The organism is Pseudomonas sp. FR229a (assembly GCF_030209115.1).
Taxonomy (GTDB): Bacteria; Pseudomonadota; Gammaproteobacteria; order Pseudomonadales; family Pseudomonadaceae; genus Aquipseudomonas; species Aquipseudomonas moraviensis_A.
Genome location: NZ_JARVSP010000005.1, coordinates 59,217 through 72,115, shown reverse-complemented (window position 1 = coordinate 72,115; position 12,899 = coordinate 59,217). Strand labels below are relative to the sequence as shown.

Genomic DNA, 12,899 nt, shown 5'->3' with positions numbered 1-12,899 from the left:
TGCCAGTCGCCATGGGCGTTGACGCCGGTCGGGTGCACAAGGGCTGGAGGTGATTGTTGTTCATTTTCACAAAAGGCTCTGCGGTGAATGTACCGCCGCCATCGCGAGCAGGCTCACTCCTACAGGGGAATGCATTCTGCTCGCGATGGCGTCTTTGAAGACGCCCAATTAACCCGGATCTGTCTGCGGCAGTAGCTGCACCCCAAGATACAACGCCAGCATCCCGTCCAGCTTCAACGGATCAACCCCGCTCAACTCGGCAATCCGCTCCATCCGATAACGCAAACTGTTGCGATGAATCCCCAAGGCATCGGCACACGCCTGACTCTGACCATCGTGCTCGCACCAACTGCGCAAGGTCGCGAGCAACTGGCCGTTGCTGTCCTTGGCAATGACCTTGCGCAGGGGTTTGAGCAGTTCGTCCAGCGCATCATCGTTGCGATGGCGCCACAGCATGACCGGCAAGCGGTAACGATTGAGCGTCAGCAGCCTCGAATTCGGCAGCACATCACGTCCATAAGCGAGCAAATCGCCGACCCGTCGATAGCAGCGACGCAACCCGGCCAGGCCATCCGCCTGCCCGCCGACGGCGATACGCAGAATCTTCCAGCCAAGGCCGTCGAGTTTTTCCAGCAGGCGATCATGCTCGACGTGCTGGCTCGCCGGGCGACACCAGAGCAGCGACGACTTCGCCGAACTCACGCACCAACTGTCGGGATAACGCGATATCAGCCATGCACTCAACGCCTCGACGGTTTGCCCGGGGCCGTGTTCGAGGCCCAGCTCGAACAGATAGGGCACCCGCGTCAATTGTGGTTTCAGCCCGAGCTGCTGCGCCTCGTCGACCAGACGCGGCGAATCCGCCGCCTCGCTCAACAACAGCGCCAGCAGATCATCACAACGCTGGCGCCGCCACTGCTGCTCGGCCTGCTGATTGCGCTGGCCGACGAGCATTTCGGCGGTCATGCGCACCAGTTCGGCGTAGGTGCGCAATTGTTCCGGCTCGCCGGTGATGCCGAGCACGCCGATCAGGCGCTGGTCGAGCAGCAGCGGCAGATTGATCCCCGGCTGCACGCCTTTGAGATGCACCGCCGTCTGCGCATCGATTTCCACTACACGCCCGTTGGCCAGCACCAGTTGCGCGCCTTCATGACGGGTGTTGATCCGCTCCGGCTCGCCGCTGCCGAGGATCAAGCCCTGACTGTCCATGACGTTGACGTTGTACGGCAAAATGGCCATGGCCCGGTCAACGATGTCCTGGGCAAGGTCGTGATCGAGTTCGAACATAGCGGCGGCAATCCTTCATTTCAGGCACAAGCAGTTGTTCAGCCGCACAGGGTCTGGCGACAAACCCTGTGCTCAGGCACAAAGACAATCCGGCCGAAGGTGGCCGAGACTCTCAGGGCGATCAACGTTACCCTTTGCATCGCAAAAAATCATAATAAAGAGAGAGCCGCTATGTCGCAGAGAGCCGCTATGTCGCAGAGCGCCGCAGCTACCCAGACCATCGACGACGGTAAAAACGCCGTCTACAAACGCATCACCCTGCGTTTGATTCCCTTCATTTTCATCTGCTACCTGTTCAACTACCTCGACCGGGTCAACGTTGGTTTCGCCAAGTTGCAGATGCTCGATGCACTGAAGTTCAGCGAAACCGTGTACGGCCTCGGCGCCGGGATTTTCTTCATCGGCTACGTGCTGTGCGGCGTGCCGAGCAACCTGGCACTGACCCGTTTCGGCCCACGGCGCTGGATTGCACTGATGATGATCACCTGGGGCACGCTGTCGACCTGCCTGTTGTTCGTCACCACACCCACTGAGTTCTACACCCTGCGCTTCTTCACCGGTGCGGCTGAAGCCGGTTTCTTCCCGGGCGTCGTGCTGTATCTCTCGCAGTGGTTCCCGACCTTCCGCCGTGGGCGGATCATGGCGCTGTTCATGTCGGCAATTCCGGTCTCAGGTTTGCTCGGAAGCCCGTTTTCCGGGTGGATCCTCAACCACTTCGCCGCTGGCCAGGGTGGCCTGGCCGGCTGGCAATGGATGTTTCTGCTGCAAGGCATTCCGACCGTGATCCTCGGCGCGCTGGCGTATTTCCTGTTGAGCGACAGTTTCGCCAACGCCAAATGGCTGACCGCCCACGAACGTTCGGTGCTCGAAGCCGACCACGCCGAAGACCTCGCCAACAAACCGAAAACCGCCACCGACTCGCTGCTCGCGGTGTTCAAGAACCCGGCGATCTGGGCGTTCGGCCTCATCTATTTCTGCATCCAGAGCGGCGTCTACGCGATCAACTTCTGGCTGCCTTCGATCATCAAGAACCTCGGCTTCAGCGATAACCTGGTGATCGGCTGGCTAAGTGCGATTCCGTATCTGCTGGCGGCAGTGTTCATGTTGGTGGTCGGGCGTTCGGCAGACTTGCGCAAGGAGCGTCGCTGGCACCTGGTGGTACCGATGCTGATGGGGGCCGTCGGGCTGGTGATTGCAGTGGATTTTGCAGCGGATCCGGCGATTGCGATTCTCGGCCTGACCATTGCGACGATGGGAGCGCTGACCGGCCTGCCGATGTTCTGGCCAGTACCAACGGCCATGTTGAGCGCGGGTGCGGCGGCCGGTGGCTTGGCGTTGATCAACTCGATGGGGCAGATGGCGGGGTTCCTCAGTCCGTACCTGGTCGGATGGGTCAAGGACAGCACCGGTTCGACGGATGCGGCGTTGTATGTGCTGGCGGCGGTGATTGTCGGCGGGAGTCTGTTGGCGTTGCGGATGACGCGGGCGTTGCGGGCGTGAGTTTTGATGCAAAGAGAGACGGCTTTTTTGAGGGCCGTTTTTATTTGACTGAAGCAGGTCGGCATATGCCGATAGGTTTCGCGAGTCCGTCGAGTGGCGTTGCCGATCCTGCCGCTATAGCGCTATGTCGCATGCGGTGCAGTTTTTTGCGAGAGCGGTGCGAGGGTTGGCCGGATCAATCACTTTGCCCCGTTGCGCGCCTTGATCCTTCCCACGCATAGCATGGGAAGGATCATGATCTTTGTGTTACTCATTTATAACCCGCTAAGCTTATAGAGGGGTTAAACACCACGCTGTATATAGTTTCGCCGATGGTAGGCCATAGACACTGAAGTCCGGCCTCATATAGGTATACCAACCACCGTTCATCTGACATGTATTAATGTTCTCCGGAAAAACTGGCAAGTAAACCCGACGTACATCTCGGATAAACACTGATCGATAAACATGCAGACCTCCCTGGTTGTTCATCCAGTCGATAGCGACATTCGCATACAGCTTCTCATCGCTGATCTGCAACTTATAAACATTCGTAACGGCCACCAGATAATTAACAGTCTCACCCTCCCGGTCCGTGACATATATCGTCGCCACACCTTGTTTGAGCCCCGTCACCTTACCTGCCGCAGTCACCGGTGCAGTCAACGGATCCGAAGATGCATAGTCATACGGCGGAACCCCACCCGTCGGTACGCGAATACCCGTATTACCAAGCGAATCCTCACCGGTTTTCGGCCATTGCGGCACCTTCACCGAGAAACCGTCCAGCTTCATCTGCGTCCGGTCGATGTTGAGCGCCAAACGTTGAAACCGCCAAGGATCAGACTCAAATTGATTCCCGGTTTTTTCCTTCACAGTAAAGCTGTGCTGCCCCACTGCAATCGGTAGCAACTTGCTCTGCCACTTATAGTTCGCTCCGGTTTGAATCTCTTCAATAACCCGCTCGCCATCAAAAAGCTGCAACACCATTCCCGACAGCGCAGACCCCGACAACACCACTTTATTGTCCGAAACCGTGCCGCCGTTCTGCACGTCCGCTCCGGATGAATTTTTCACCGCCAGAATGACTGGCTTCACAATCACTAGTGCCCGCCCATTTTTCGACGTTGCATTAACGGTTCCTCCACGCACTTGCTCGTACAGCACAGCGACTGCACTGTCGCCGATGACCTTGACATTGGGAATCATCAACCTGTGCACAAAAGGAAGCCTGGTGACAGGCTGGTCAACTGTGTGTGCGACAACGGGTCCGCTTTTTGGTGTGGCTGTGTATTTCACTCGGACAATGTCGTTGATGGCCCAGAGAGGTTCCAGTACATGGACCTGAGTGGTCAGGTCCTTGGAACCCAGTTTGTTCAGGTCAATGGTGTCCGGCGCGTCATCCGGATCATCCGGATCTTCGGCAATATCGGGAGCGGCCATCCGTGTGCCCTTAAGGTCGACAACGACGTGAATCGTCGCCGACCATGGCGAATTCAGATCGGCACCGTTACCGATCTGGTCGTAGACCGTATAGGTGAAAGCGAACTGCGGATGATCGCCTGCCGCCTTCAAGTCGGCTTCTGTCAATAAACGTCCAATGCAAGTCGGAGTACTGGTCGGTGCGGCCGGGGCCTCGTCCGGATGCACCTCCCACTCAACATCATGACCATTACAGTTCAGCACAATTCGGTCGAACGGCCGGCAATAGGGGTAGCAGAAACAGACCTGTACACCCTGTGCGGCGTGATCGGCATCGATACCGTCCTCCAGCACATCCCGAGGCAGCACGAACTCGAGTTCGGAGTGCCCTTCGTCACTGTTCTGGTCCTCCATGCCGGGGCGAACTGCGTTGTACAGGATCGTCAATGGCGGGTCATAGGTTTCTTCGGCACCCGTGGTGCGTCTGACGGTGTAATTGAGCGTATTGACGAAACCCGGATCGGATCTCAGCAGATTTTTCGGAATATGCAGGGTCACTGCGTCATCCGTGGATTGAGACTGCTGGCTGTCGACCCGCATGATGCCGTTCACGTTAATTGAAAACGTATCTTTTGGCTGCTGCGCCAGAACCGGATTGATAACGACCGTTGCACCATTCGGTCGCAGATCATAAAACGCCTTGGCGATACCGCAATCGGCACCGGCCACGGACTTATTGCTGTCCGGAAGTTGTGGCGCGTAGAGGCTCACCTCGGCGTCATCGCCCAAAACCTCATCGGAAGAGTGTGTGTTCATGAAAGCGCTCCTGATTCAAGAATAAAGCCCTTTTTCAACAAGGCTGTCTTTGAGGATCAGGCCTGAACAACCACTGACCTGCCTACTGTCAGATCTGACAGTCGAGACCAACGGTCACCCTTCTGCAGGGCCATGAGGTTCTTTTCTGGATAAAAACGGTTGGCCGGGTTCAGCGCTTCTGGTATTTGATTAACCCCTTCCCACCGACAAAAGGATTTCGGCATGAGCTTCCGCACACTGGGCCACTCGGGCTTGCAGGTCTCGACCCTCACCCTCGGCACGATGATGTTCGGCGAACAGACCAGCACGGAAGATTCGCTGCGCATCATCGACAAGGCATGGGATCAGGGGATCAATTTCATCGACACCGCCGACGTCTACACCAACGGCCGTTCCGAAGAGATCGTCGGTGAGGCGATTGCCCGGCATCGCCACGAATGGGTACTCGCCACCAAGGTCGGTTTCGGCCCAGTGGACGGTGTGCCGAACCGCAGCGGTCTGAGCCGCAAACACATCTTCAACGGGCTCGAAGCCAGCCTCACGCGGCTGGGAACTGACTACGTCGACATCTATTACCTGCACCGCGAAGACCACAACACCCCGCTTGAAGTCAGCGTGTCGGCGATTGGCGACCTGATTCGCCAGGGCAAGATTCGTTATTGGGGCTTGTCGAATTACCGAGGCTGGCGGATTGCCGAGGTGATTCGCATTGCCGACAAACTGGGCGTGGATCGGCCGGTAATCAGCCAGCCGCTGTACAACATCGTCAACCGCCAGGCCGAGACCGAGCAGATCACCGCCGCGCAAACCTACGGCCTCGGTGTGGTGCCTTACAGCCCGCTGGCCCGTGGCGTGCTCAGCGGCAAGTACGCCCCCGATGTGACCCCAGACGCCAACAGCCGCGCCGGGCGTCAGGACAAGCGCATTCTGGAAACCGAATGGCGCGTGGAGTCGCTGCGCATTGCCCAGCAGATTCAGCAATACACCGAGCAACGCGGCGTCGGCATGGTCGAGTTCGCGATTGCCTGGGTGTTGAACAACCGCGCGGTGACCTCGGCGATCGTCGGTCCACGCACTGAACAGCAGTGGGACGCCTACACGCTGGCGCAGGCGGTGCAGATCACCGCCGAAGACGAGGCGTTCATTGATTCGCTGGTGACACCGGGGCATGCCTCGACACCGGGTTTCAACGATGTGAGCCATTTTGTTTCTGGGCGCAAACCGATTCAGTCCTGACTTTTGCCCCAGCCCTCTCCCGAAAGAGAGGGCTGGCCGGTGGAAACGAAACAAGGCCTTTGTAACAAAACCTATATACTCGGCCGCTTTATGGAACCGAGCTTAAGCAGCCACGACCTACGGTTGCTCGCTCGAAAAGTCAGCCAGGATAGTCAATGTTCAATCGGCCTCTCGAGTTTGCCTGCAAGCCTCTGCGCGCGATGTTCAAAGCGTTCGATAACAAAAAGGCATACGACACCTCCCCTTCTGCGCCGCCAACCAGCGCCAACCCGCGGATTGCCGCCCTTGAATACCGTGCGGACATCGACGGGCTGCGGGCAATCGCAGTTCTGCTCGTTCTCGTCTTCCACGGCGGCCTGACGCTGTTTCCGTCGGGCTTTATCGGCGTGGACATCTTCTTCGTGGTTTCGGGATATCTGACCACCTCGATCATCATGAAAGCGCTGGAGAACCGCACGTTCAGCTTCACCGGGTTCTACACCCGGCGAATCTGGCGCCTGCAACCGGCAGTCATTGCATTGCTGGTAGTGACGTTAGTCGTCAGCACGCTGCTGTATTTGCCCGATGACTACATCGACTTTCTGAAAAGCGGGAAATACACCTCGCTGCTCATCTCCAATCAGTACTTTTCCAAAGTGACTACGGGCTATGCGACGCCCGACGCGGCGAGTCTGCCACTGTTGCACACCTGGTCGCTGGCCATTGAATGGCAGTGGTACCTGCTACTGCCATTGGGCATCTGGCTGCTTGATCGCTATGTGCCGGGAAAAGCGTTCAAAGCCGTCGTACTGGGTTTGACTGTGGCCGCCACGGCGCTCGCGCTGTACCTGTCGCGGGCCTATCCCGACCTGAACTACTACTTCTTCACCGCGCGAATCTTTGAATTGATGATCGGCTCGTGTGCGGTCATTTTCAGCTCGGACAGATTTCGCCTGGGCCGTTTGAGCGCTTCTCTGGTTTGCGCGCTTGCACTGGCAACAATTTTCTACTGTGCGATTCAGGATGACATCCTCGGTGGCTTCCCCGGTCCCCATGCTGTCGCGGTGTGCATTGCCACCGCGGTGCTGCTGTTTCGCGGTATCGGTGACGTCAGCATCACCTCGAATGCCCTGGCATTTAAACCGTTGGTATTTATCGGCACCCTCTCCTACTCGCTGTATCTGTGGCACTGGCCGATTCTCGCGGTGCTCGCTTATCTGGGCATCGCGCTGACGCCGAGTGTGACGGTCGTGTACTTCATCGCCACGTTCGTGATCGGTTACCTGTCGTTTGTGCTTGTTGAAAACCGCTTTCGCAAGGCGCGAGCCGGTTTCGCCAAAACCCTGCTGTTGATGATGGTACTGCCCGCGATCTGCCTGTCGCTGCTGCACGCGGCGGGTAGAAACCATGAGGGCTGGCCTAACCGGTTTGGTGAAGACTCGGTCGCCATGTTCAGTACGTTGAAAGCCTACGTACCGCTCAACCGTGAGGATTGCCTGGGCGCCAGTGATGGCACCAATCCGGGCTGCATCATGGGCGCGACGCAGGCGAAACCGCAGGTGATGCTGATCGGCGATTCTTACTCGAACCACTATTGGGGCTTTGTCGAAACACTCGCCAAGGACGCTGGCCTGTCGGTGCTGGCGCAGGGATATCCCGCCTGCCTCGCACTGCCCCGGATCTATCTCTACAACTGGTACAAAGCCAAAAACGCGCTGTATGAGAAATGTCACGCCGCGGCGCAACGCTACTACGACCTCATCGCCAGCAATCGTTTTCAGTACGTGATCATCGGCCAGTTCTGGGAGGCTTACCTCACCGATTCCATCGTCACGAAACTCGATGACCCGCGCAGCCTGAAGTTGTCGCAGCAACGACTGGGGATGGCGCTTCGAGAGGCGCTGGACATCATCGTCAAATCCGGTGCGCGGCCGATCCTGCTGATGAATACCCTGCCCATGCCCGCGAGAATCAACGAGTGCCTGCTCCGACAGGTCAAGCTGCGCGGGATGATGGGCAGCGCTGAACAGAGCCGTCTGTGTGCTGCCGTGCCATGGTCAGGCCTGGAGGATCCGTTCATGGCGAAGCTGTTCAGCGAACTGCAGACGGACTATCCACAATTGATGGTGCTTGATCCAAAAACCGTGCAATGCAAAGACGGCACCTGCATGACCACGGTCGATGACGTGCCGGTGTACCGCGACATCGGTCATGTGTCCGATTACGCCTCGTACAAGTTCGGTGAGCTGTACCTCAAACGCTTCGGCAATCCGTTGAAGGCTGATCGATAACGGTCGCTAACCAACCAGAGCTCGCCAAGGCAGATTCGCCAACTATGCTGAGTCTGCCAACAGGTCCGGCGCCCGCGCGCTTGCTCTGCGTTTGAAATAATGAGCACTTGCTCAATATTCGCGACGAAAAACCCGTATCCTGCGCACCCGTTCAACCCTCAACACGCGAGGACAGTTTGTCTAAAGGTATCGCTTTATCAGTGTCAGCCTCGGTGCTGTTTGCCGTCATGTATTACTACACGTCGCTGCTTACGCCTCTGAGCGGTGTGGAAATTTTCGGCTGGCGGATGCTCCTGACCGTGCCGTGCATGACCTTGTTCATGCTGGTATCCGGGGAATGGCGTCGGGTACTGGAGTTGATCCGGTTGATGGCGGCCAGGCCGAAACTGATCGCCGGGCTGCTTGTTTCGTCGGCGCTGCTTGGCGTCCAGCTATGGCTGTTCATGTGGGCGCCGCTCAATGGCTACAGCCTCGATGTATCGCTGGGCTATTTCCTGCTGCCACTGGCGATGGTGCTGACCGGGCGGATTACCTACGGCGAAAGCCTGTCTTACCTGCAAAAAATCGCAGTGTTCTTTGCCTGCCTCGGCGTGGTGAACGAGCTGTATCAGGTCGGTGGATTTTCCTGGGCGACGCTGGTCGTCGTGGTCGGCTATCCGCTGTACTTCGTCCTGCGCAAATACCTCAAGACCGACAATCTTGGCGGCCTGTGGGTCGACATGACCTTGATGCTGCCGATTGCTTACTGGTTTGTGCAGGGCGGCGAACAAGGTCTGGGAGTATTCGATCAGTATCCGGGCCTGATGTGGCTGATTCCGCTGCTCGGCCTGATCAGTGCTTCCGCGCTGGTGGTGTACATCATTGCCAGCCGCCTGCTGCCTTTCAGTCTGTTTGGCTTGTTGAGTTATGTTGAGCCGGTGTTGTTGCTTGCAGTGGCGTTGTTGCTTGGGGAAAGCATCAAGCCGGGCGAATGGCTGACTTACATCCCGATCTGGCTGGCGGTGGTGGTGCTGGTTTTCGAGGGCTTCAAGCATTTGACGCGCCACCGCCGCTCCTGAAAGCAAAAGATCGCCGCCTTCGGCAGCTCCTGCATTTGGAATGCGTTTTTCCTCTAGGAGCTGCCGAAGGCTGCGATCTTTTGAACCTGAAAAAAAAATCCCGGCCCTGCATCTCTGCAGGCCGGGATTTTTCATTTCAGGTGCGGATTACTCAGTGGTCAGCACACCACGACGCACCTGGTCACGCTCGATCGATTCGAACAACGCCTTGAAGTTGCCTTCGCCGAAACCATCGTCACCTTTACGCTGGATGAACTCGAAGAACACCGGGCCCATCAGGGTCTCCGAGAAGATCTGCAACAGCAGACGCTTGTCGCCCTGCTCCGACGCCCCGTCGAGCAGAATGCCGCGCGATTGCAGCTGATCGACCGGCTCGCCGTGATTCGGCAGACGTCCTTCAAGCATTTCGTAGTAAGTGTCCGGCGGCGCGGTCATGAAGCGCATGCCGATTTTCTTCAACTGATCCCAGGTCTTGATCAGGTCGTCGGTGAGGAAGGCAACGTGCTGGATGCCCTCGCCGTTGAACTGCATCAGGAACTCTTCGATCTGCCCGGCGCCTTTGGACGACTCTTCGTTCAACGGGATGCGGATCATGCCGTCCGGTGCGGTCATCGCCTTCGAGGTCAGGCCGGTGTACTCGCCCTTGATGTCGAAATAACGGATCTCGCGGAAGTTGAACAGCTTCTCGTAGAAGTTCGCCCAGTAGGCCATGCGACCGCGATAAACGTTGTGGGTCAGGTGGTCGATGATCTTCAGGCCGGCGCCGGCCGGGTTGCGATCAACGCCTTCGATAAACACGAAGTCGATGTCGTAGATCGAGCTGCCTTCGCCGAACCGGTCGATCAGGTACAGCGGCGCGCCGCCGATGCCTTTGATCGCTGGCAGATTGAGCTCCATCGGACCGGTTTCGATATGGATCGGCTGAGCGCCGAGTTCCAGTGCACGGCTGTAGGCTTTTTGCGAATCCTTGACGCGGAACGCCATGCCGCAAACGGACGGGCCGTGTTCGGCAGCGAAGTACGAGGCGACGCTGTTGGGTTCGTTGTTGAGGATCAGGTTGATCGCGCCCTGACGATACAGGTGCACGTTCTTGGAACGGTGGGTCGCGACTTTGGTGAAGCCCATGATCTCGAAGATCGGCTCAAGCGTGCCAGGAGTCGGCGCTGCAAACTCGATGAACTCGAAGCCCATCAGGCCCATTGGGTTTTCGTATAAATCTGCCATGGTGACGCCTCATCATTTCTTATCAATTAACCAGGGTTATTTGTCAGGAACGTGAGGCAGAGGGAGGCGCACAGGAGATGCCACGCACGCTGCGGGCGAGGAAGTCTCCGTAGATCAGTTGAAACCCGAATATCTTCATTGTCGACCCAAGGCTCTTGCGGGCGAGGCTTCTGCTGCCAGAAGACGATTATTATTGTATGCGTAACCCGATTCTACACAGCGTAACCTGGCTTGTCTGCCCTCCCTTTAGAATCCGCTTTTTTGCCTACTGTACAAGAGCCATCTGCCATCTATTCTCCCCTCTGGCTCAATTGTTTACCGGGCCCGACTTCCATGCCACAGGATGTGCCCATGCCGTTGACCCGCAGGCCCCGCCGCAAACGCAGCACCCGCATCGCAGTAACGCTGTTCAGCGGTTTGCTGCCCATCGCGCTGGGCAGTGTGATCCTCTATATGCAGGCAGAACGCACGCTGCAGCAAAGCGCCGGGGAAACTGCCGAACAAGCGTTGCGCCAGTTCGACCTGATGCTCGATAACACCGCAGAAGCCGCCCGGGCTTTGCTTCCGCTTGCCGGAAAAAACTGCGAAGAGGTGAAGCTGGCCCTGCGTGAACAAGTGACCCGCCGGCCATTCGTGCGCTCGACCAATCTGGTCTGGGATAACAATCTTTACTGCAGCTCGCTGTTCGGTCAGTTCGAGGAAGCCGTGAATGCCGGGGATTATCATCAGGGCCGGCTGTGGTTGATGAATGGTAACCCTGTGACACCCGATACGGCGCTGCTGGTCTATCGCCTCAGCGACGGTCGCGGCGGCGCGCTGACCACGCTCGATGGTTATCACCTGAGCAATATTCTGCGCCTGATCGGTCGCCAGACATTGCTGATGCTGCAAGTGGGCGATAACTGGTTGTCCGCCGACGGCAAAGTGCATCAGGGGTCGCTGCCGACCTTGCCGGTCGCGCAGAGCATGCTGGAATCCCGGCAATATGGTTTCAGAGTTACGGCGGGTTTCCCTCAAGGCGAAACCTGGCGATACATGGCGGCTGAGTATCCGCCACTGTTCAGCCTGCTGATCTTTTTCGGCGTGGTCTCCGGCGCGATCGGACACTTCCTACAAAAACGCTCGAGCTCCCCCAGTCACGAAATGCTCCGTGCGCTGGAAGCCGGTGAATTCATTCCATACTTCCAGCCCGTGGTTAACGGCGGCAGCCAGCAATGGTCAGGCGCCGAAGTATTGATGCGCTGGAACCACCCGAAAGAAGGACTGGTGCGTCCGGATCTGTTTATCCCGTTTGCCGAACACTCGGGCCTGATCGTGCCCATGACCCGCGCCCTGATGCAGCAGACAGCCCTGCTGCTAGGGCCTCACGCGGCGACCTTCGCCAAGCCGTTCCACCTGGGGATCAATATCACCGCCAGCCATTGCCGGGACCTGGAACTGGTGGAAGATTGTCGCGAGCTCCTTTCTGCATTCGCGCCGGGTAGCGTGCAACTCATACTGGAACTGACGGAGCGCGAGCTGATCGAGCCGACCGACATCACATTGCAGCTGTTTGAGCAGTTGCGTGCGTTGGGCGTAAAGATCGCGATCGACGACTTCGGCACCGGCCACTCCAGTCTCGGTTACCTGCGTACTTTCAATGTCGACTTTCTCAAGATCGACCAGAGTTTCGTGGCTATGGTCGGCATCGATGCCTTATCGCGGCACATACTTGATTCCATCATTGAGCTTGCCGCCAAGCTGGAGCTGGGTATTGTTGCCGAAGGTGTCGAAACCCAGGCCCAGGCCGATTACCTGACCGAACATCACGTTAACTTTCTGCAGGGTTATTTTTACGCTAAACCAATGCCAGCCGCAGATTTCATCGATGCATTAACTCATCATTAACTCCCCCGACCACCCTGCCGAACAGGCGCACCAATTTGATACAAAAAATCATTGTTGTTACATGACGACAACATCAGGATTTACTCTTGTCGCATTAACTACTACAATTTTTTCAACCTCAGCCGGATTGGCAGGTGAGCCATTTATCACCGAGTCGCTTCAAGGCTCTTGGCTTATAGCTTTGTTTGCGGTTGGTATCAGCCAAACACACTATTGGAGT

Annotated in this window: 8 protein-coding genes; 5 read left to right on the top strand and 3 right to left on the bottom strand. The window is 57.4% G+C overall.

Going from position 1 to position 12,899, the window contains the following annotated elements; genetic code table 11:
• Nucleotides 1–168: 168 nt before the first annotated feature.
• Nucleotides 169–1,287: a sugar diacid recognition domain-containing protein gene (locus QRN33_RS03930; protein ID WP_285407227.1), complete on the bottom strand. Its 1,119-nt coding sequence runs from the start codon at nt 1,285–1,287 to the stop codon at nt 169–171.
• Between the two features lie 189 nt (nt 1,288–1,476).
• Here QRN33_RS03930 and QRN33_RS03925 point away from each other — a divergent pair, with 189 nt between their 5' ends.
• Complete coding sequence (locus QRN33_RS03925) at nt 1,477–2,787, top strand: MFS transporter (protein WP_285407225.1); 1,311 nt, start codon at nt 1,477–1,479, stop codon at nt 2,785–2,787.
• Between the two features lie 270 nt (nt 2,788–3,057).
• On the opposite strand, the gene QRN33_RS03920 is transcribed toward QRN33_RS03925, so the two are convergent.
• Nucleotides 3,058–5,004, bottom strand: a complete 1,947-nt coding sequence (locus tag QRN33_RS03920; RefSeq protein ID WP_285407223.1) for an Ig-like domain-containing protein — start codon at nt 5,002–5,004, stop codon at nt 3,058–3,060.
• A 222-nt stretch (nt 5,005–5,226) separates the two neighbouring features.
• Here QRN33_RS03920 and QRN33_RS03915 point away from each other — a divergent pair, with 222 nt between their 5' ends.
• From QRN33_RS03915 to rarD, 3 genes are all read left to right on the top strand, one after another.
• Nucleotides 5,227–6,240, top strand: a complete 1,014-nt coding sequence (locus QRN33_RS03915) for an aldo/keto reductase (RefSeq protein WP_064362739.1) — start codon at nt 5,227–5,229, stop codon at nt 6,238–6,240.
• A gap of 155 nt (nt 6,241–6,395) precedes the next feature.
• A complete protein-coding gene (locus QRN33_RS03910) occupies nt 6,396–8,510 on the top strand; it encodes an acyltransferase family protein (protein ID WP_285407220.1) in 2,115 nt (704 codons plus the stop codon).
• 176 nt (nt 8,511–8,686) lie between these two features.
• Complete coding sequence (gene rarD / locus QRN33_RS03905; RefSeq protein ID WP_285407218.1) at nt 8,687–9,568, top strand: EamA family transporter RarD; 882 nt, start codon at nt 8,687–8,689, stop codon at nt 9,566–9,568.
• 147 nt (nt 9,569–9,715) lie between these two features.
• Here the strand turns inward: rarD and hppD are convergent, their stop codons facing one another.
• On the bottom strand, nt 9,716–10,792 hold the full coding sequence (gene hppD / locus QRN33_RS03900; RefSeq protein ID WP_123419469.1) for a 4-hydroxyphenylpyruvate dioxygenase: 1,077 nt from the start codon (nt 10,790–10,792) through the stop codon (nt 9,716–9,718).
• 351 nt (nt 10,793–11,143) lie between these two features.
• Here hppD and QRN33_RS03895 point away from each other — a divergent pair, with 351 nt between their 5' ends.
• The gene (locus QRN33_RS03895; RefSeq protein WP_285407352.1) at nt 11,144–12,679 is read left to right on the top strand and encodes an EAL domain-containing protein; all 1,536 of its coding nucleotides are present in this window, start codon (nt 11,144–11,146) and stop codon (nt 12,677–12,679) included.
• Nucleotides 12,680–12,899 lie beyond the last annotated feature (220 nt).